The organism is Iodobacter violaceini (genome assembly GCF_011601265.1).
GTDB lineage: Bacteria > Pseudomonadota > Gammaproteobacteria > Burkholderiales > Chitinibacteraceae > Iodobacter > Iodobacter violaceini.
Genome location: NZ_JAAOLX010000008.1, coordinates 211,127 through 232,035 on the forward strand (window position 1 = coordinate 211,127; position 20,909 = coordinate 232,035).

Genomic DNA, 20,909 nt, shown 5'->3' on the forward strand with positions numbered 1-20,909 from the left:
AAGCAATTTACTTTGCAGCTTACTGCTCAGCACATTACTCACCAGCCAGCCGCCAGGCATAAAACAGACCTGGCGGGCTAAATTAATCAGCGGCTGTAAACTTCGGATGAAGCAAAGAAGTAAGCGATTTCGATTGCTGCATTTTCAGCAGAATCAGAGCCGTGCACTGCATTTGCATCGATAGAATCAGCGAAATCAGCACGGATTGTGCCGGCAGCTGCTTCTTTAGGATTAGTTGCGCCCATCAGATCACGGTTTTTCAGGATCGCGCCTTCGCCTTCCAGAGCCTGAATCATGACAGGACCGGAGATCATAAAGTTCACGAGATCGTTAAAGAAAGGACGTGCAGCGTGTACAGCGTAGAAGCCTTCAGCTTCAGCGCGGGACAGTTGTTTCATCTTTGCAGCAACAACCTTCAGGCCTGCTGATTCAAAACGATCGTAAATCTTACCAATTACGTTTTTAGCAACTGCATCAGGTTTAACGATTGAAAGTGTGCGTTCGATAGCCATGTAATTCTCCAGAGGGTGGTTTTATAAGCAAAATATTTGCAGCGTATAAAAAACTCGGCTAGCCTGCTTGCAAATCATGCAAGCTATACCGGAAGTCAGATCCATTTTTTATACATAAATTCAATTGCCCGCAGGTAAAACAGTGTCTCGACAACTCTGCCTTACCCGGTAAAAATTGGATTAGCCGAACATTATAACAAATTCAGGCAAAACCGGCTGATGAACTATCCGCTTCCGTGCAAGCAAGTTAAAACTTAAATATTCGGGCAGAGGCAATATCAATAAAAAAACACGTCTGCCCTGTAATACCCGCAAAGCGATTGAGTAAACACAAATAATAACTCCAAGTGAAATCGGCCAATGAACGACGCTCTCGACCCAATCCTTCAGCAAGAAGCTCAACGAAAATTAAAAGTCCAATTAGCATGGCGGCTCGGTATTGCCGCCACATTAATTGTACTGGCTCTTTTTGGCATTAACTGGCTGGATCGTCAGAAAGACCTGCCCCCCCCTGCCAGCACGCCCGAGCCCATTGTTCAGCCAGCAGCAGAACCAAAACCGGAAAAAATCGCGCTTCCAACACCGGCAGCCAGCGCAGCGGTGGAAGCCAGCAGCGCTTTAAGCATCAGCACACCCATTGCATCCAGCTCAGATTCCGGCGTGATTGCAGGTGCTGCGCATAAAAGCCCTCCCACACCCAGCCCCGCCCCCGGCAACAAACCCACACTAAAGCTGGAGCCTGTGCCACCAGAGCCCGGCAGCAAACCCAGCTCAGTTATCCAAACCACCCCGCTTCCTGTTAAAGCACCCGCACCCGTTATTGCGCCGCCCGCCGCAGCTGAGCCTGCTCAAGCCCTGATCACTGCGGCACCACAAGCCGCCTATCCTGCCGCACAGCACACGCGTGACGGCTATACCGTACAAGCCGGCGTTTTTCTGCAGGCACAAAACGCGAACAAACTGCTCAGCCAGCTTAAAGCCGCCGGCATTCCTGCCTATACCGAAACCCGCGTGCAAATTGGGCCGTTTAAAGATAAAGCCAGCGCAGATGCTGCGGCCGCTAAGCTTAAACGGCTGGGTATAGAGCCCATTGTGCGCAGCAATTAGCCCCGCACCGCGCTTTATTTATAGCCAGATACTGAGGCGAGCCACTGCACCAGTGGCTCGCCATCTTCATCAATCAGCCAGGCTCCCCGCTCAAAACCCAGCTTTTGCACCACGCAAACCGAGGCGATATTTTCCGGATTAATTTGCGCCAGTACTTCGTCCGCCTCCACGCTTAAAAATGCAAGGCGTAACAGCGCTGCCACCGCCGCCGTTGCAAAGCCCTGCCCCTGATGCACAGCCAGCACAGCGTAGCCAATTTCCACCCGTCTATGCTGCGGTGCCTGCTTGAAACCACAACTTCCCACGGCAAGTAAATCACCTGGGCGCAATATATAAAACGGCCTGGCCCAGGCCGCTGCCACACCCGCCTGCAGCATCTGAGCAGCACGCTCAGCCACAAGGCACAGCCTCCCTGCTTCAAACCCTGGCATGCCGTGCCTTGATTCCTGGCAGTCTGCAGATTCTCATCCGCCAGTGGCATCAGCTGCAATGTCATTCATTCCTCTCTTTTTATTTATATTGCATAAATTATTTTGCAAGCCTGGGGTAAGCCCTCAGTTCAATGCACATTGCGCCCTTCTACACTGATATTAAACACCCAATTTATTTCGTCATAAATCTTACAAATAAACGTAATCATTGCTTGCTACGCTGCGCCACCGCTACAGACCCACCCTAATCCACCACCATGACGTCCGCTTGAGTCAGTTACGGAGCAAAAGATGAAATTTGTTTTAACCGCATTCGCCCTCGCTTGCTGTTTATCCGCCCCTGCTCAAGCCTGGGATCAAACCACCCACAAGCGCATCGTTCTTGATGCCATGGCCTTTATTAAAAACAACCCCGGCAGCAATCAATATCAAAAATTAGCCGCAGGAATCAGCAAGGCAGGCTTTACCTGGGAGCAGTTTGCCGAAACGGTGGGCCAGGGCGCTTACGATGTGGATGACTTTGCTGACACTTATCTCTGTGGCGCCACGACCGGCAGCTGTCAGATCTCACCTGTATACAGCACACTAAAAATTGCGCAATACACCTCTTACTGGCACTTTCAAAACCACACCTCCGGCCCCGATGTGCACGGCAATAAATTTGGCGGCTACAACTACGCCAAGCTGACCGTAGCTGGTGATATCGACAAGCTGGCAAAAACCTGGTTAATTGGTGATTACCTCGACGATGGCGCAGGCGGCTTAAAAGGCTGGTTTGGTGACAGCTCTAAATACAATAGCTACGGGCTGACTGAAGCGCACTACCGCCTGGGTGGCAATTCATCGGCCAATATGTACGCCGACTTTGAAACCATGCCCTTTCAGCCCATCGACAACCTGGGACAGTACTGGTGGCAGCAATTTCTAGCCCAACCCAGCGCGCAAACACTGGGCTTTGTCATGCATACCACCGATCTGCTGCAACCCCACCATACATGGACCACCTCGGCCAATAACCATTCCGGCTGGGAGACATGGGTGAAGGATTATTACGACTCCGAACAACTGAATAACCCTGCCCTGATTACGGCCGCCTTAAAAGACTTTAGCCCGCTTAAAGCCACCGATACCGATATCCGCACGCTGCTTACTGAGGGCGGCACCTATTCTTATAAAAATGGTGGCATTGTTTTATCGTCTACCGATCATGGCGACCGCGTTCGCGTCGCCAGGCAGATGATCCCGCACGCCATTGCCATGGTGGTCCATATCTTAAACCGCTCAGCAGAACGCCTCGCTCAGTAATTTAATACCAGCAACACGGCCCCGGCCGTGTTGCGTTCTATGGATATTCCCTATGTTTAAACACATCGTCTGGCTGATGCTGGCGCTGATCAGCAGCAGCCCCCATGCGCAAATCAACTATCCGCCAAGCCACATTGCAGCAAAACTGAACGGTGAGGCGCTGTTGCAATTCAGCCTGAGCAATATGCAGCAGCTGGGCAGCGACAAACCGCTTAGCGCCGCAGACCAGCTGGCCCAAATGCTGCGCCAGCGTTTGCTTGCCGTCGAAGCACGCCGCCTGTATCCGCCCGAAACACTCCACCCCGCCAGCCGTATTGCCTTTGCCCGCGACACCGCCATCGAAGACAGGCTGGCCTCCTCATTGCGCGCCCTCTACGGCAAAGAAATTGAACAATCAGTCAAAGCCCTGCCCGGCAGCACACTCAAAAGCCTGTATATCGAAGAAAACACCCTGACTGCAGCACAACAGCTAGCCGTTTTTGGCTCTAAGCAACAAATCAGTCTGGAATACGCCTTAAACCCTGAGCAAATCAATCAGGCCAAAGAAATCACGCTATTACGCTATCAGCTGGCAAATAAAGGCAGCCTCACCCTGTACGATATTTACCACCGGCAAAATGTACAGGGCCGGATCGAGCTATACGCCAAAAATCAGGAATATTTAAATCAGCAAATTCAAATTGCCTTTGCCAATTTATTTACAATTGATTGGGCAAATAAAAAATTTGGCACAGCAGCCGTCAATGATTACCGCCGCAGCCTAAAAGACCAGGAAGACGCTGAAGCCCTGATGAAAATTTATGGGATTGGAGATCAGCACGATCGCAGTGAACACTTGGAACAGCTGGCTAAAAAAACCAGCCCTGCTGAAATAGCCGATTATTATCGCAAGCATAAAAATGAATTCAAGCGCATCGCCAAAGTAAAAGCCCGGCATATCCGCGTGAATAATGAAGCACTGGCCAAAACGCTGATTCTGCAATTAAAACTGGGCGAAGATTTTGCAGGCATCGCCCGGCAACACTCAATGGCCAGCGACGCAGACAAAGGAGGAGATTTAGGCTGGATTACGCATCAGGGCACATTAAACTGGGTTGAACAAATTGCTTTCAGCCAGACCGAATTATCGCAAGCCTTTCGCGCCCCTGTAGGCCCGGACGAAAAAGCCACATGGGAAATCATTAAAGTAGAGCAGCGTATTGAAGATTATCAGGCTGCAGATTCAGAATCAGTGCGCTATGCCGCCAGCGCACAAATTGCACTGCAAAAATCCAGAGCGCAATTTAAGCGCCTGCTGGATCAGCAATGGCAACATGCAAAAATTGAAGTCAACCCATCCATTGGCAAAATCAGGCTGAATTAAAATGAAATATCTTATCTTTTCAGCCTGCCTGATTGCCGCTTTTTTCTGGCTGCAAAACAAGGATGAAAGCGATACACCAGCCACAGCCATCACCTCTGCCAGGGTAAACGCTTCGGCAGCCTCTGAAAGTAAAAAACACTGGCTGGCCCGTTTTTACCCGGAAGCAGGTAATCAAGCCGCCCATGCGGCAGACCCCCCCGCCGCCGAAAGCATGGCAGAGGCCCGCATCAACGGTGAATCACGCACCCCGCCCATCATCAGGCAAGCGCAAAACATCGCAGCGACTCCCGCAGAGCTGGCCGATCACGCCGCCTACCAGCAATATGAAGCGCGGCAAAATATGCAGGAGCTGGCGGCCTTCAGCAAAGCCGTGCCAGCACAGATCGCGCAACTGCAGGAGGATATTCGAAAAGGCAAAGCCCTGGGCATCGCACCCGAGCTTATCGCCCAGCAGGAAAGAAAAGTGGCCGAGCTGCAAGCCATGCGCCAGCAATTGTTAACGGCGCACCCTGAAATCAATACTGGCCAATAAGCCGCGCATTTTAATTTAACTGCGCCAACCTGCCAGGCACATAAAGCACCAAATGCGCTTCATGAATAAATACGCCATCCACCAGCATGGCGTTTTTTTCCAGGCCGTACTGCTCAAACCCCATGGATTCATACAGTGATTTTGCATTGTAATTTTCTGTATTTACACTCAGGGTGATTTGCACAACGGAGGGATCAGAATACGCATCATCAAGCAGCGTTAATAATAAGCGTCGGGCAATGCCTTTTTTTCGCTGAGCGGCCTGGGTATAAACACCAAATATATTGGCTTTATGTTTTAATTTTGCTGCGCTATTTCGCCTTAATCCGGCAATTGCAATTAAATCATTTTCTATAAAAACACCATAAACGACATCTTGCGGATCACTCAGCAGTTGCGCAAAGCTTTCAATACTTCGGGCGCGCACTTCTTCTGCATTGGGCATAAAAGAAGAAGGGGAATCTTGTACCGCTTCCAGCCGGATCGCCCTGAGGGCTGCGGCATCATGAATCGTCAGTTTTCTAATGAGCATAGCAAACCCTTTTCAGGCCATGAATAAATCAAACAATAATAAAATAAATATATAGTCCCCTGAAAATAGCAGCACCAGGAGCGGCAATTGCGGCCAACTTATGCGCGCTTAAACGCAATCACATGATCAATTTCTAAGCGAATACCAATATCCTCGCCTACGGCATGATTGTGGTGACTGGGCACCAGCGATAATACTTTCTGACCTGACGGCAGAGCTAAGGTGTAAAGAAATTGCGCGCCACGAAAAGCCTTAGCCAGCACGGTGGCTTTTGTACTGCTTGCATCGTCATGCAACACATCATCAGGGCGAACCAGCACATCCGCCGTGCAGCCCAGGCAGCAATCCTCCGGCATAGAGCCATCAATCACACCCAGCTCAATTTTTACTTTTCCGCCTTCAGCCACTACGCCGGGCAGCAGTACACCTTCGCCAACAAAATCCGCCACAAAACGATCCAGCGGCTTATGGTACAAATCATAAGGCGTGGCCCACTGGCGGATTTTTCCTTCGGCCATGACCCCTACTTTATCGGCCACGGCAAAAGCTTCTCTCTGATCATGGGTGACTAAAATCGCCGTCATGCCCGCTGCCTTTAAGATGGCGCGCACTTCCTGCCCCAACCTTTCGCGCAGCTCCACATCTAAATTTGAAAACGGCTCGTCCAGCAATAACAGCTGCGGGCGCGGGGCCAGTGCCCGGGCCAGTGCCACACGCTGCTGCTGGCCGCCAGATAATTCATGCGGATAACGATGCTCAACATGCCCCAAACCCACCAGTTGCAAAGCATCGGCCACGCGTTTTTCTTGCTCTGCTTTGCTTTCACCTCTCAGGCCAAAGGCAATATTACCCGCCACAGTAAGGTGAGGGAAAAGCGCGTAATCCTGAAACACCATGCCAATCTGACGCTGCTCCGGCGGCAGCATTTTAGCGGCGCTGCTGACTTTATGGCCCGCCAGCGTCATCTCGCCCGCTGCCGGTTTTTCAAAACCTGCAATAGCCCGCAAAACAGTAGTTTTGCCGCAGCCGGAAGCGCCCAGCAGACAGCCAATTTCGCCCACTTGTAAATGCAGCGATAAGTTTTCCACCACGGTACGACCGCCAAGGGCAATCGTAAGATCAGATATTTTCAGCATATAAACCTTTAAAACAGACCAGACCAAACCTAAGTTCCGCAGACACGGAGAACACAAAGAACAACTAAGAGGGGCCACAACTTATATGAAGATTATTCCCCCTCGTGGCTTTCTCCCCGTACTCTGTGTTCTTTGCTTTTCTTATGTTTCTGCAGATTTTTTTGACTTCCCTTTATCAGTCTTCAGTTTTTCTGACCAGCAGAATCACCGGGATCAGGCCCATCAACACAATAAAGAAACTCGGCAGTGCTGCCCGCTCCCACATGCCTTCCGAAGTCATTTCAAATACACGCACCGCCAGGGTGTCCCAGCCAAAGGGGCGGGTCATCAGGGTAATGGGCATTTCTTTCATTACATCAACAAAGGCAATCAGTAAGGCTGTCAGCAGACCGCCGCGCAGCAGCGGCAAATGCACGCGTCTTAATACCTGCTTTGATGACAAGCCTAAAGACCGGGCGGCATCTTCCTGATTGCGGGTAATCCGCTGCATGGCGGTATCGATGGGCGCAAAGGCCACAGCCATAAAACGCGCGGCCAGCGCCAGCAGCATCACCGCCAGAGTGCCTTTTAAAACTTGCGTCGTCACAATGCCAAAGTAAGCCAGCAGAGGGATAAGCAGATTATCCAGCCAGGCAATCGGGATAAACACGCCCACCGCCAGCACCGTACCCGGCACGGCATAGCCCAGCGTGGCAATACGTACCAGCCAGCGTGTGTCGTGGTAACGGCGCTGCGCATAAACCAGGATCAGACCCAAGCCCGTGACCAGCAGTGCCGCCATCCCGCCAATGGCAATCGAGCGCAAAATAAACCAGGGATAGCGCTCATCAAAATCAATCGCCCACACGCTTTTTACCCAAACCAGCAGTTGAATAAAGGGAATCACAAACGCGATAAGCAGCACCACGCTGCACCAGGCCAGCGCCAGATAGCGCCCAGCACCGTGCAAAACAATCCGCTCTGCTGATCCGCCACGCACCGCATAATGCCTGCGGCCACGCCCCCATTGCTCGGCCACGGCCAGCGCCAGCACAAACAGCACCAGGATGGATGCCAGCTGTGATGCGGCAGGCAAATTAAATAAAGAGAACCACGATTGATAAATTGCGGTGGTAAAGGTGTCGTAATTAAAAATGGAAACCGTACCAAAATCGGCCAGTGTTTCCATCAGCACCAGGAGCACCCCGCCAATCAGCCAAGGCCGCGCCATGGGCAAAGACACCCGAAAAAACGCCATGCGCCTGGACATGCCCAGCATTTGCGCGGCCTCTATCCCGCGCTTGCCCTGGGTTAAAAACGCATTTCTTGCCAGCAAATACACATAGGGATAAAACGCCAGGGTGAGCACCAGAATCACCCCGCCGGTTGAGCGGATACGCGGAAACCAGGATGAATCCCCTGTCCACTCCCTTAATAGTGTTTGCACCGGCCCGGTAAAATCCAGCAGACCCACCTGCACAAAAGCCAGCACATAGGCTGGCATGGCCAGCGGCAGCATCAGGCTCCAGGCAAAAAATCGCCGCAGGGGGAATTCACAAACGGCAGTGAGCCAGGCAAGGGAAACGCCCAGCAGCAGCACACCTGCCGATACACCCAGCATTAAAACAGCGGTGTTTTTCAGCACGCGTGGCAAAACATATTCGGAAAGATGCTGCCAGACTTCTGGCTGCGGATGCAGAAAAGAAGACAGCACCACCAGCAGGGGGATAAGGGTCAGTAAAGCGATCGGCAGCGTGTACAGCGATCCTTTAGAGAACAATTTTTGCATCATTAAGAAAACCCAAATCCTGAACCACAGAAAACACAGAGGAGACAGCGCCCCACGAAAAAACCACAATAAGCAGGTTTATCGCTGCCTTTGGGGGCAAAGATAAGGCACTGGTCTTTAACGCAGCCGTGCAATTTTTATGAAGAGAAACGGGCAAGACAGAAAATCTGCTTGCCCGTACTATGCAACGCCCCACACTCACTTACAAGGAACAAACCTTATTTGCGTGCCTGGCGTTATTTAATTGTAACGTTTGATACGCTTAACGATAACCGGCTCTGTCCATCAGACGTACCGCAGTCGATTGCAACTCACCGGCTTTAGATACATTGATCACATTGGATTTAAACGGCCCCCAGCTTGCAACCAGAGGGGAAGCCTTGATTTTTGGATTAGCCGGGAATTCCATATCTTTATCAGCATAAAGATTTTGCGCTTTATCTGACGACAGCCATTCAAGCAGCTTAATTGCACCCGCCTGATTTTTAGCATAACGCGTCACCCCAGCGCCAGACACATTCACATGTACGCCTTCAGCCTGCTGGTTTGCCCAGAAAATGCTGACTGGCAAATTAGGCTGCGCCTCAATCAGGCGGCCAAAGTAATAAGTATTGGCAATACCCACATCACACTGGCCTGCTGCAATTGCTTTCAGCATGGCGGTATCGTCCTGAAATACATCAGTCGCCAGGTTATCTACCCAGCCACGAACAATTTTCTCGGTTTTAGGCTCGCCATACTGGGCAATCATCATACCCACCAAAGACTGGTTGTACACTTTTTTGGAAGTACGCAGGCACAGCTTGCCTTTCCACTTTGGATTAGCCAGATCTTCATAGCTGGATAAATCGGCAGCTTTTACCTTGTTCTTATTAAAGAACATTGTCCGGGCGCGCACCGACAGGCCATACCACTCGCCTTTTGGATCGCGTAAATGCGCGGGGATATTGTCATTTAAGGTATTGGACTGAATCGATTTCAACAGCCCCATTTTAGAAGCCTGCCACAAATTACCTGCATCCACGGTAATCAGGGCATCCGCCGAGGTGTTTTGCGCTTCTGCGCGCAGGCGCTCAAGTAAAGGGCCTTCTTTATCGGTAAGCAGCTTAACTTCAATACCCGTTTCTTTAGTGAATGCATCCAGTAAAGGCTTTAAGAGCTGTTCATTGCGGGCCGAATACAAAGTCACGCTTTCAGCATGAGCAAGAGAGGTAGCAGCAAGCAGGGAGGCAAGTACAAGACGCTTCACGGGAAATCCTTCTTTAAAATGTAAACAACACCACAGATGATTAGAAACCATTCTCAATTCGCGACAAGAATGACATAGACGCGCACAGAAAGGAAGACACAAATCACTTAAAAGAAGCGGCCGGAGCCACGTTTTCACCCAGCAACAGATCAAAACTTACACGCTTTCGTCATTACTGAATGGGTTTAGCTCCCCGCAGCGCGCTCTTTTCCACACAATTTTAGGCAAAGCCCGCAAGCCATGCCGAAAAAGATGCGCTTTGATGAGGCCACAAAGACCTGCCACATGCACAAGCACTTCACTCCCCCGCAGGCTGCAAAGCGGCTGAAGCATGCCAGCCCCCTGCTCCAAAGCCTTCATGGCATTCATTTTTTCTATACATGTAATTCAAATCATTTAGATATGTCAAATGATCAGTTCAGGCTACGCTGCTGACTTGCTGGCTCACCGGTTTAAAAACGGCAGCAACTGATTTGCACTTCAAATAAAAAAATGAATCACTACACCACGGGATATATATATGAACTTACTCAAACAAAGCGCATTCGCTTTATCAATCGGCCTGCTGTCGGGCTACTCTTTTGCTGCTGATGGCATGGCGCTGGCGCAAAAAAACAATTGCCTCGCCTGTCACTCGGTGGACACAAAAATAGTCGGCCCTTCTTATAAAGACGTGGCGCTTAAATATAAAGGCAATGCAGGCGCTTTAAATATGCTGATGGCCAAAGTAAAAAATGGCGGCGGTGGCGTATGGGGATCGATGCCTATGCCGCCTAATCCACAAATTAATCCGGAAGACATGAAAACGATTGTGAGCTGGGTTCTAAAACAAAAATAAGCTGAAGCAATTCAAAGCAGGCTATTTATCACAAGGCGCTCATTATGAAAAAAAATGAACATTCATTTTTCAGCAGAAGAACCCTTCTTAAAGGGGGGCTTGCCTCTGCCGTATCTGCAGGCATGCTTTCCTTTCCTCATAAATCGTGGGCACTTTCAATGCTTGACCAGGGTTTTGAGAACGGGCGAAGGGAATTAGTACCCTATCCGCAAAAACATCCATTACTCAGAATCACCACCCGCCCCGTTCATTTAGAAACCCCTTTTTCTTATTTTGATCAGAGCCTGATTACGCCCAATAAAGCGGTGTTTGTGCGTTACCACCTTGCCAATCACCCGCTTAATATCGACGAAAGCACACATCTTATAAGTATTAAAGGAAATGTAAACCATCCGCTTAAACTCAGTATTGCAGATTTAAAACAGCGCTTTAATCAGGTTTCATTCAATGTTGTGATGCAATGCGCAGGAAATGGCCGTGCATTGTTTTCACCCCGCGTGCCAGGTGCACAGCTCGGCAATGGCTCTATGGCCTGTTTTAAAGTGACAGGCGTCAGGCTGGCTGATGTATTAAAAGCAGCAGGTATTGGCCCCAATGCCAAGCAAATTAAATACCGGGGGCTGGACGAGCCGGCCTTGCCAGTTACCCCGGCTTTTATTCGCTCTTTGGATATTGATAAAGCATTATCTGATGATGTTTTAATTGCATGGGCCATGAATGGTGAACCCCTGCCCATGCTGAATGGATTCCCTGCTCGCTTGGTTGTACCAGGCTATTTTGCCCCCTTCTGGATGAAGCATCTTTCAGAAATAGAAGTCATCAACACCGAATTTGATGGCTGGTTTGCAAAAGAAGCCTATATGGTTCCGGACACAGAAAACAATGGCATCGCCCCCAATACCCCCATTAAAAACAAAATCCCGCTAACCAAACTCAAAGTTCGATCGTTAATTACCAATATCGAAAACGGCAAGAAAATAAAATTAAACAATGGTGAATTAACGCTGCGGGGAATTGCTTTTGACTGTGGCAGTGGTATTCGTGCTGTAGATTGCTCTGCCGATGGCGGGAAAACATGGCTTCCAGCCGCACTGGGCAAAAACATAGGCCATTATGCCTTCAGACCATGGAGCATCACCCTGAGACAATTGAAAAATGGCCCGGTTAATTTAATGGCAAGGGCAACAGCCAATAGCGGGGAAATACAGCCATTAGAGCAACCATGGAATCCGGGTGGCTATGCACGCAATGTGGTTGAGCGCGTACATGCGCAGCTTGAATCATGAGGCCTGCCATGAAATATCTCAGCCTGATCATCGCACTGTTTGCTTTGATCAACCCGGCACTGGCGCTTGAAATAAAACTCCCGGCCGAAACCAGCATGTATCCCGCCAATGCCAACCCGGCTTATGTGACTACACTGCAAAAATGCTTAATTTGCCACTCCGCCGATTACGCTTTATATCAACCCCATTTATCTGAAAAAGAGTGGTTTAAAATCACAGAAAAAATGCGCCTCTCCTTTAAAGCGCCCATTACTCAGCAGGAAGCATCACAGATAGCGGCCTATCTTTTTCAAGCTCAACAAGATCGTGTCAGGCCCGCCCGGCAAAAATAATTCACAAGTGATGGAATAAAAATCCGGTGCCATACGTCCACCTTTGTAAGAGGCGCTTTGTATACCGCAAGGCCCTTTACTTTTGACAGGATCGATATGAAGCACCCTTTTCGTACCACCGCAGCCCATCTGTGTACTGCCCTTTTATCCATGACTTGCAGCTCTGGTTTATGGGCCGCTGACACCAACTCCGTAAAATTTGACAGCCAGATCCGTAACAATTCGCTGGCCCTGAGCCCTGATGAAAGCACGGCGGTCGTCTCTTATAGCGAGCGCCCGGAGTTGCTTGTTTACGATCTTAAAAAAGGGGAGCTTCGCCAAACCTTACCTGGTTATATCACACCAAGAAATATTGTTTTCGCTCCGGATGGCAAATCGTTTTATGTCTCCGACAGCAGCCTTGGTGAAATCATAAAAACAGACACCGCCACCCTGCAAGTCCTGTCGCGCATGGCCGCAGGCCCGGGCGCCTTTGGCACGGCGATCAGCAAAGATGGCCAAAATTTATATCTGAACAACCAAGCCTCAAACACTGTCACCCGCTTTGATACCCACAGTGGGCTGGCGCGCAGTGTAATCACCGGCTTTGCTCAGCCCCGCCAGGGTGTAAAGCTTAGCCCCGATGGCAGCAAACTCTATGTCACCAATTTTCTGGGCGACAAAGTCACAATTATTGACACTAAGACCGACAAAATTGAGGGGGAGATCAAAGACTTCAGCAAGATTCGCGCAATTTCAATCAGCGCAGACGGCAAGACGCTGTTTGCCGCCAATAGCGGCACACACACTCTTGCGGTTGTTGATATTGCCAAACGGGAAATCAAAAACCTCGTTGCTGTTGGCCGCGAGCCTTACGGTGCAGCGCTCTCGCCGGATGGCCGTTTTATTTATGCGGGCAATCTGGCCGATCAGACCGTTTCGGTGGTTGATATTGCCACTCTGCAGGTAGCGGCCACCATCACCGGCTTTAAGCAGCCGCGCCAGGCCATTGCATTTACCCGCGACGGCAAACTGGCCTATGTGCTCAATGAAGATCTCAGCATTGCCAAAGTTGACCGCGACAGCCAAAAAATTGTGCAGCAAATTGTTGCCCCCCAAAAATCAGCCTCACTTTAATTAAGCAGCTTAAGCAAAGCAGGCAATGCCCCGCCCAGCCGGCTGTTTCCACACCCGATAACACACAGGATTGATCACCATGCTTAAACGCGCCCTTTTACCTGCAGCCCTCATTTTGCTGAGCGCTCATGTTTTTGCCTCGCCCGCAGAAGACAGCCGCGCTCACTTTCAAAGCATCGCTTCAGGAGATGTTGCACAACTGATGCAAAGCTATACCGAGCAAGCCCAGTTCAACTGGATAGGTGGCCCTATTGATGGCCTCTATGCGGGCAAAACAGCCATCAGCACGGTATGGAATAAATTCACCCAGGCGCAGGGCACGCAAAAAGTCAGCATCGGAAAACTGGAAGAGTCACTCAACCCCAAAGGGGCAACCGTCACCGCCAATGTTTTCTTTGAAGGCAAAGCCAACATCAAAGTCCGCTATGTACTGATCTGGCGTGAAGGAAAAATCATCAATGAAACATGGCAAATTGATCCACAATTAAATTTTAACTAAGCGCGTTCCATGCAGTGCGACGAGCGCGAACTGCTGAATATGCTGCCGCGCCTGCGCAGATATGCGCGGGCGCTGGTGCGGCATAAAGAAGAGGCCGACGATCTGGTGCAAGACACACTGGAACGCGCATGGCTGAAATCCAGCCTGTGGCGAGGGGTTGCTGATATGCGCGCCTGGCTGTTCAGCATCATGCATAATCTGCACGCTGATGGTGCACGCCGCCCGCGGATTAACACGGTTGAGCTGGATGACAACACCCCGGAAACCCCTGTTTCTGCCCGGCAAGGAGAACAGCTGGCGATGCGTGATTTACAAGCGGCACTCAATCAGCTGCCCGATGAGCAAAGAGAAGTATTACTACTGGTGGCACTGGAAGAAATGGCTTACGCAGATATTGCCAAAACATTAAATATTCCTGTCGGCACGGTGATGTCCCGGCTATCACGAGGCCGTGAGCGCTTACGCATCGTACTGGAAACACAAGCTAAGCCTGTCCGCTTAAAAATCGTCAAATGAGCCCCCCGATGAATCCAACGCACACGGTGACTGAAGCAGAACTCCACGCCAGTATTGACGGACAGCTTTCCTCAGAGAGACAGCTTGAAGTTGAAGCATATCTGGCAGCGCATCCCGAAGAAGCACGGCGCATGCAAAGCTATCAGGCGCAAAAACAAGCTTTGCGTGATTTATATCATCCCGTGCTCAATGAAAAAATATCCCCACGCCTGCAATATGCAGCCAAGCCGCCAAAGCAGTGGCATTTGCAAAGGATTGCCGCTGGCATCGTCATTGCAATCAGCAGCGCCGGGTCCGCATGGGTAGCAAGGGGCATGGCCGATGAAAACCTGTTGCAAACCGCCTTTATACAGCCCTCTGCCGGGGATGATGCCCCCCATAAGCTGGCTGGCTTTGCCAGGCGGGCTGCCGTGGCCCATGTGGTTTACAGCCCGGACACCAGCCGCCCCGTTGAAGTTGGCGCGGATGAGGAACAACAACTGGAGCACTGGTTATCGCGGCGCTTAGGCTCCCCAATCAAGCCGCCCAGCCTGCAATCTGTTGGCTACACACTGATCGGGGGCAGGCTATTGCCGGGCGAGCGCGGGCCGGTCGCCCAGCTGATGTACCACGATGCATCAGGCCAAAGGCTTACGCTGTATGTCACCCGGGAAATTCCTTCTCAAACCAAAGCCAGCTCCGCCTTTCAATTTGGTCAGGACGGACCGGTAAATGTGTTTTACTGGGTGGATAAAAGCATGGGTTATGCGATTTCAAGCGGCAGCGCTCAGCCGGATTTACTCCGTGTGGCAAAAGTTATTCATCAGCAAAAAATAATGATGTAAGCCCGCCTGACAAGCAAACTCCAGACGCCTGCCTTTGGCGGCATGCTCCCAAGCAGCCCCAAAATAACACTCCGCCATTTAAACCACCTTGCTGCAGGCAAATTTTTGGCTGGACAATCGTCCCGCTAACGCTTAATTTATCGCCCATTGAATACCGTAAAATATCAACCCTGATCTCTGAGCCGCTTTAGCAAATGCTCTGTAAGCAATCACTCCCCTCACTGCCTTTAATCGAGTTTCTGCCATGCTCTGGTTTCGTAATATTCAGCTCTACCGCCTTAGCCCCGAACATGCACTTTCGGCCGAATCAATTGCCGAATGCTTAATTAAAAAGCCATTTTTCCCCTGTGGCAGCCATGATTTGATGAGCCAGGGCTGGATTCCGCCTGCACCGCATGTGCCGGATGAATTTATTTTTGCCCGCCAGGATATGGTTTTAGTCTGCTTAAAAACAGAAGAAAAAATCCTGCCTGCCGTGGTGGTTAAGCAAGAAGCAGAAGAGCGCATCCGCCATATAGAGGAAGAAGAAGCGCGTAAAGTGGGCCGCAAAGAAGCCAAAGATATTCGTGAGCGCGTGGCAGAAGAACTTCGCCCGCGCGCCTTTACCCGCGTCAGCACCCACCGCGCCCTGATTGATTTAAAGCTCAATTTAATTTTGGTGGATAGCGCCGCAGCCGCCAAAGCTGAAAACCTGCTGGTCAGCTTAAGAGATGCGCTGGGCAGCCTGCCAACGCGATTGATTCAAACTCAAATCACACCACAAACCGCCATGACCAGCTGGCTGGAAAACGAAGTGCCGGTGCCTTTTGAGCTGGATGCCGATTGTGAATTGAAATTCCCCGGCGACGATGGCGCAATTGCCCGCTTTGTTCGCCAGGATTTACATAGTGATGAAGTTAAGCAGCACCTTGCCACCGGCAAGCTGGTCAGCAAAATGGGCATGGCGTGGAATGAGCGCATTGCATTCCAGCTGACTGAAAAGCTGGAAATCAAGCGCATGAGCATGCTGGATGTATTAGAAGACGAGCTGAAAGACGCCGATGTGGATACGCAAGACGCGATGTTTGAATCCAGCTTTGCGCTGGCCACCGGCGAATTACGCCAGTTTATTCCTGAGCTGATCACTGCGCTGGGTGAAGAGATGCCCAGCTAAGCACTCCGCCCACACTAAAACGCCGCTCATTTGAAGAGCGGCGTTTTTTTTGCCCCCGGAATCAGCCAAAGCCAGAAACGGCTCCGTAGTGCCAAAAAGACCACAGCGCACACAGAAAATCCATCGCGCCGGTGTGGTTCTCCATAAAAACGCCATGCTCACTGCAAAAGCATGGATTCAAAACCTTGCAAACGCTGCTTAAAGCCCAAGCACTTTGATCGTCAAGCAAGCCCTTGATTCCCAATCAAAAAGCCCCGGCTACTGAGGCATATTGCCCCTCATTTACACATTTCCCTGCTATTTTCTGCCATGTTTACTCCTTACTCCACGCCTTATATTCCAAATAAGTATATATAATTAATTTTATATTCTTTTTGGTAATTTTAAACACTCGTTATAGTGTTTCACACCTTACCAAGAAAGCAATGCCATGCAAGCAAATCTCTTCCCTCTGATCGCCCTGCCCAACAGCCACTGCTGCTGCCGCTCTCTTTAAACCTTATCCCTGCATAAAAAATGCGCCTTGCTCAGACAAGGCGCAGGGACAAACTTTGCCTTTTTTCAGCTCCACAGAGATGTACCGAGGATAGTATGTTTAAACCATTAGCCATCGCGCTGGCCATTAGCGCTGCTTTTCCTGCTGTTGCAGCAGAAACCACGCCCAATAAAGTAGAACGCGTGACCGTAACCGGCTCTAATATTCGCGTCAGCCAGAAAGCCGGCGCAACCGCCGTGCAGGTGATCAGCGCCAAAGAAATTGCCGCCAGCGGCAAAACCAGCGTCTCTGAAGTGATCCGCTCTATCTCTGCCAATAGCGGCAACAGCTATAACGAGCAATTTACCGGCAGCTTCTCCGCAGGCACCTCCGGCGTTTCCTTACGCGGGCTTGGCCAGAAGAACACCTTGGTGCTGATTAATGGCAAGCGCATCAGCAGCTATGCCACGGCACAAAACTTACAAGAAACCTTTGTTGATCTGAACAGCCTGCCAATGGCGGCCGTGCAAAGAATTGAAGTGTTAAAAGACGGCGCATCGTCTGTTTACGGCTCGGATGCCGTGGCGGGCGTAGTGAATATTATTTTATATTCAGAATTTAAAGGCACCGAGCTAAGCGCCGAGCTGGGCTCATCCACCGAAGGCACCGGGCAGACCGAAAAGAACTTTTCGATCAAAACCGGCTTTGGTGATTTTAATGAAGACAATTTCAATGTCGTATTTTCTTTAGACGGGCAAAAGCGCGATCAGCTCGACCAAAGCGATGTGAGCTGGATGAAAGATGGCGACTTCAGAAACCAATCGGGTGGCAGCCTGAACCGGGTGATCACTAATTACTACGATGGCGACCCAACCAAGCTATTGGGCGGCCCGCAAGGCCCGATCAGGCTTACAGACTACAGCAGCATTACGAACGGTAAAACCGGCCAGGTTTTGGCCTATAACGATGCTCCCTACAGCACGCTGATTCCAGGGATTGAGCGCTATCACGCCTTTGCCCGCGCCAATTTGCGGATTAACGATGATACGCAAGCCTATGCAGAATATTTATATGGTTTCTCCCGCGCTAATCTGACTTTTGCCGCTCCACTCACAGTTAGCAGCACCTTGCGCGCATGGAATAATCAGAAGCAAGCTTTAGACACCATTAATAATAAATTGCCAGTCGGCCACCCCAATAACCCTGGCACCACGCCGCTGGATTTCACCGCCACGCTGTTTGATTTGGGTAAACGCCTGAAAACCGATGAAGTGACCCTGCATCGTGTTTTATCCGGCATCAAAGGCACGGCCTTTGGCTGGGATTGGGATGCATCGCTTGGCTATTCACAAAGCTCGCTGGAAGAAACCGTACAGAATTTTGTAAACCGCTATGAATACGAAAAAGTATTAAAAGACGGCAGCTACAACTTTGCCGATCAATCAAAAAACAGCGAAGAAGTGCGTAACCGCCTGCGCCTCTCTACCCTGCGCCCGGCCAAATCCAGCCTGATTACTGCTGATATCAGCGCATCCTCGCCCGAATTGTTCGAGCTGCCTGCTGGCAGTGTGGGCTTTGCCACCGGCGCGCAGTTCCGTCAGGAGAAAATGGATTCACGCACGTCCGATGCCGTACTTTCAGGCACCGAGCTGCGCCCGGCGATTAATATTATCGATGGCGAACGCAAAGTCTCCGCCGTCTTTGCCGAGCTCAACATTCCGGTGATTAAAGACTTAAACGTCAACCTGGCAGCACGGGCCGATCATTACAGCGATTTTGGCAATGCCTTCTCGCCTAAAGCCAGCGCCCGTTATCAGGCTGCAGACTGGCTGCTGCTGCGCGGCTCTGCTTCACGCGGCTTCCGTGCGCCCTCTTTGCCAGAAATCACCAAAAGCTCGGCAGTCAGCTATGGCGCTGTGGTTGATCCGCGCGACCCGATTGCACCGACCAAATCACGCGGCGTAACCAATATTATCGCCGCCAATAAAGATCTGCAGCCGGAGCGCTCGGATAACTTTAATCTGGGCTTTGTGCTCTCGCCAACAAACGACAGCAGCATTGGCCTTGATTACTACAACATTAAGCAAAGTGGTCTGATTGGCACGCAAAGTGGCGTGGATATTATCGCCAACGAAAGCCGTGATTCAGGCAAAATTGTGCGCGATGATAAGGGGCGCATCAGCACGCTTTATCGCCAGTACAGCAATATGGGCGATCGCGAAACATCGGGCATTGATCTGGATTTACGTCAGCGCTTTAACAGCAAAGACTACGGCAGCTTAAAACTGGGCAGCCAGATCAGCCATGTTTTAAGATTTGCTGAGCCGCTTTCCACTGGCGAGCCACTCACCGATGGCGCAGGCAGCAACCAATTTGGCTCGATTCCAAAATGGCGCGCCGTCAGCGATGCCACATGGGAAATTGGCGCATGGTCCACCACCCTGACATGGAACTATATTGGCGGCTACGATCAGGCTTTTGCCAGCGACACCGATACCGCCAAATATGTTGACTCATTCAACACCTTTGATCTGACGGCCAGCTGGAAACTCGCCAAAGACACCACGCTGACCGCCAAAGTCATCAACCTGAGTAATACCCGCCCACCGTGGGATTCTTCAACTGATTTCTTTGACCACACCCAAGCAGACCCGCGCGGCCGCTTTGCCTCGGCCAAGCTGACTTACAAATTTTAAAGAGCCCCCTTCTCTGACTTAGCGCTCTATATATGCCCCGCATGATTCGCGGGGCATATACCGCTTTGAACCGTTTGAGATTTTGCTCAAACCTTTCATCAACAAAATGCGGCCCCGGAGGCCGCATTTTTATTGCGGTAAGTAATCAGCCTGCAGAAAAGTTAATTGAACATGACAGTGAATGCACCTTTATTCATACTAAACCAAGCCAACTCCTTACATCCCACCACAAAAAATCAACCACCAACCTGACTCAACAGTAGTGGCAAGGTGGAAACATCCGCTCAATCGGGTGTAGTATATCGGCATAAATCACTTCGGGCCGCGCCCAGCAAGTGATTTAAAGGGAGTGCAGCGTTTTTATGCACAAAGGACGGTGGTTTTCTGCCGTTTTAGGGTGTCTACTTCTTGTTAGCGCCAAAAGGAACACATGAAAGCCCCATGCACTCTCATTGCAATTCTCGCAACATATTTCCTTATCAAGGTTGCAGACGCTTTTCTTACTGGACAGATTTACTCACTCGCTCCGCTGGCGATTTGGGGAATCGCAGGTTGGAAAGCGTATAAGGGCAGTCAATCATCAACTTGGGTGCTCGGCGGTCTTTTCATTATCGGTGCCGCGTTTACAAGCTATGGAGCTCTGGTCTCTTCAAGGCTTCCCACTGTAGATAAAGGTTTCAACTACGGGTATGCGCTGTTCTTGGCCGGCTCGGCAGCATATTTGTTCCTCAGCCCCAAGTTAAAAGCATTCCAAGAGTCACATATGGCAAGCCCGTATGGGCGCTAACATGGGCTCAAGCTCAACGACTGAAAAAACCGGCCGTCCGCATAGCCCAGCGTTAGGCACAATGACTCCCGAACAAAGAATAGCTCGATTAAAGCGTTTGGTTTCTGCCGCAAGGGCGCTACTTTCTTTTGAGGTGGGTATGGCTCATGGCGCTCATCGAGTGGTAAATGCGCTCTATCATTTAGGACCAGAATTTAAAGATTCACACAAAGTATTCCGGCAGTTTATTGAGGCAATTCCTCTTGACATCCCATTTGGCCCTCCGCGCTTGTACATGGAGCACAAATATCTTTTGAAAACCGATAAAGTTTTAGCAAAAATCGAGTCGAAATATCGGGAGCTGATACTTGTAGAATGTATGGAGGTAATTGCGAAATATGGCTAACAATTCAATCAACTTCGCACCTTCTGCGCCGGACACGCTAAAGCGCGTCGGTTATTTCAAGCGTTAG

The 20,909-nt window shown here is 50.5% G+C and carries 21 protein-coding genes; 15 read left to right on the forward strand and 6 right to left on the reverse strand.

The features are described from left to right. Positions 1–86: 86 nt before the first annotated feature. On the reverse strand, positions 87–512 hold the full coding sequence (gene ndk, locus HA050_RS16280) for a nucleoside-diphosphate kinase (protein WP_099396948.1): 426 nt from the start codon (positions 510–512) through the stop codon (positions 87–89). 360 nt (positions 513–872) lie between these two features. Between ndk and HA050_RS16285 the strand changes: the two genes are divergently transcribed. Further along, positions 873–1,619, forward strand: coding sequence for an SPOR domain-containing protein (locus HA050_RS16285; protein ID WP_166828398.1), 747 nt, complete (start codon positions 873–875; stop codon positions 1,617–1,619). 14 nt (positions 1,620–1,633) lie between these two features. Here the strand turns inward: HA050_RS16285 and HA050_RS16290 are convergent, their stop codons facing one another. Then, the gene (locus tag HA050_RS16290; RefSeq protein WP_166828401.1) at positions 1,634–2,050 is read right to left on the reverse strand and encodes a GNAT family N-acetyltransferase; all 417 of its coding nucleotides are present in this window, start codon (positions 2,048–2,050) and stop codon (positions 1,634–1,636) included. A gap of 291 nt (positions 2,051–2,341) precedes the next feature. Between HA050_RS16290 and HA050_RS16295 the strand changes: the two genes are divergently transcribed. The 3 genes from HA050_RS16295 to HA050_RS16305 are packed head-to-tail and all read left to right on the forward strand — an operon-like array spanning position 2,342 to position 5,250. Beyond that, positions 2,342–3,355: a phospholipase C/P1 nuclease family protein gene (locus HA050_RS16295; protein ID WP_166828403.1), complete on the forward strand. Its 1,014-nt coding sequence runs from the start codon at positions 2,342–2,344 to the stop codon at positions 3,353–3,355. Between the two features lie 52 nt (positions 3,356–3,407). After that, positions 3,408–4,718, forward strand: a complete 1,311-nt coding sequence (locus HA050_RS16300) for a peptidylprolyl isomerase (RefSeq protein ID WP_166828405.1) — start codon at positions 3,408–3,410, stop codon at positions 4,716–4,718. Position 4,719: 1 nt separating this feature from the next. Further along, the gene (locus tag HA050_RS16305; RefSeq protein ID WP_166828407.1) at positions 4,720–5,250 is read left to right on the forward strand and encodes a hypothetical protein; all 531 of its coding nucleotides are present in this window, start codon (positions 4,720–4,722) and stop codon (positions 5,248–5,250) included. Between the two features lie 10 nt (positions 5,251–5,260). On the opposite strand, the gene HA050_RS16310 is transcribed toward HA050_RS16305, so the two are convergent. From HA050_RS16310 to HA050_RS16325, 4 genes are all read right to left on the reverse strand, one after another. Continuing rightward, positions 5,261–5,782 carry a GNAT family N-acetyltransferase gene (locus HA050_RS16310; RefSeq protein ID WP_166828410.1) on the reverse strand — a complete coding sequence of 174 codons (522 nt, stop codon included), beginning with the start codon at positions 5,780–5,782 and terminating at the stop codon, positions 5,261–5,263. A gap of 98 nt (positions 5,783–5,880) precedes the next feature. Then, positions 5,881–6,918, reverse strand: a complete 1,038-nt coding sequence (locus HA050_RS16315; RefSeq protein ID WP_166828412.1) for an ABC transporter ATP-binding protein — start codon at positions 6,916–6,918, stop codon at positions 5,881–5,883. A 175-nt stretch (positions 6,919–7,093) separates the two neighbouring features. Beyond that, entirely contained in the window at positions 7,094–8,689 is a 1,596-nt protein-coding gene (locus tag HA050_RS16320; RefSeq protein ID WP_166828415.1) for an ABC transporter permease, read from the reverse strand. Between the two features lie 259 nt (positions 8,690–8,948). Next, the gene (locus HA050_RS16325; RefSeq protein WP_308418910.1) at positions 8,949–9,935 is read right to left on the reverse strand and encodes an extracellular solute-binding protein; all 987 of its coding nucleotides are present in this window, start codon (positions 9,933–9,935) and stop codon (positions 8,949–8,951) included. 520 nt (positions 9,936–10,455) lie between these two features. Between HA050_RS16325 and HA050_RS16330 the strand changes: the two genes are divergently transcribed. From HA050_RS16330 to HA050_RS16380, 11 genes are all read left to right on the forward strand, one after another. After that, positions 10,456–10,773: a c-type cytochrome gene (locus HA050_RS16330; protein ID WP_166828422.1), complete on the forward strand. Its 318-nt coding sequence runs from the start codon at positions 10,456–10,458 to the stop codon at positions 10,771–10,773. Positions 10,774–10,931: 158 nt separating this feature from the next. Beyond that, complete coding sequence (locus HA050_RS16335) at positions 10,932–12,059, forward strand: molybdopterin-dependent oxidoreductase (RefSeq protein WP_240929095.1); 1,128 nt, start codon at positions 10,932–10,934, stop codon at positions 12,057–12,059. Positions 12,060–12,067: 8 nt separating this feature from the next. Continuing rightward, on the forward strand, positions 12,068–12,391 hold the full coding sequence (locus HA050_RS16340) for a hypothetical protein (protein WP_166828426.1): 324 nt from the start codon (positions 12,068–12,070) through the stop codon (positions 12,389–12,391). A gap of 96 nt (positions 12,392–12,487) precedes the next feature. Beyond that, entirely contained in the window at positions 12,488–13,507 is a 1,020-nt protein-coding gene (locus HA050_RS16345) for a YncE family protein (protein ID WP_166828429.1), read from the forward strand. Between the two features lie 79 nt (positions 13,508–13,586). Further along, positions 13,587–14,006: a nuclear transport factor 2 family protein gene (locus HA050_RS16350; protein WP_166828431.1), complete on the forward strand. Its 420-nt coding sequence runs from the start codon at positions 13,587–13,589 to the stop codon at positions 14,004–14,006. Positions 14,007–14,015: 9 nt separating this feature from the next. Continuing rightward, positions 14,016–14,522 carry an RNA polymerase sigma factor gene (locus tag HA050_RS16355; RefSeq protein ID WP_166828434.1) on the forward strand — a complete coding sequence of 169 codons (507 nt, stop codon included), beginning with the start codon at positions 14,016–14,018 and terminating at the stop codon, positions 14,520–14,522. A gap of 8 nt (positions 14,523–14,530) precedes the next feature. After that, the gene (locus HA050_RS16360) at positions 14,531–15,346 is read left to right on the forward strand and encodes an anti-sigma factor family protein (protein ID WP_240929100.1); all 816 of its coding nucleotides are present in this window, start codon (positions 14,531–14,533) and stop codon (positions 15,344–15,346) included. Between the two features lie 244 nt (positions 15,347–15,590). Further along, positions 15,591–16,499: a recombination-associated protein RdgC gene (locus HA050_RS16365; RefSeq protein WP_166828438.1), complete on the forward strand. Its 909-nt coding sequence runs from the start codon at positions 15,591–15,593 to the stop codon at positions 16,497–16,499. Between the two features lie 591 nt (positions 16,500–17,090). Then, entirely contained in the window at positions 17,091–19,670 is a 2,580-nt protein-coding gene (locus tag HA050_RS16370; RefSeq protein WP_166828441.1) for a TonB-dependent receptor, read from the forward strand. A 430-nt stretch (positions 19,671–20,100) separates the two neighbouring features. After that, complete coding sequence (locus HA050_RS16375) at positions 20,101–20,457, forward strand: hypothetical protein (protein ID WP_166828443.1); 357 nt, start codon at positions 20,101–20,103, stop codon at positions 20,455–20,457. Beyond that, complete coding sequence (locus HA050_RS16380; RefSeq protein ID WP_166828446.1) at positions 20,447–20,842, forward strand: hypothetical protein; 396 nt, start codon at positions 20,447–20,449, stop codon at positions 20,840–20,842. The genes HA050_RS16375 and HA050_RS16380 overlap by 11 nt, the downstream gene beginning before the upstream one ends. The last annotated feature ends 67 nt before the right edge of the window (positions 20,843–20,909 follow it).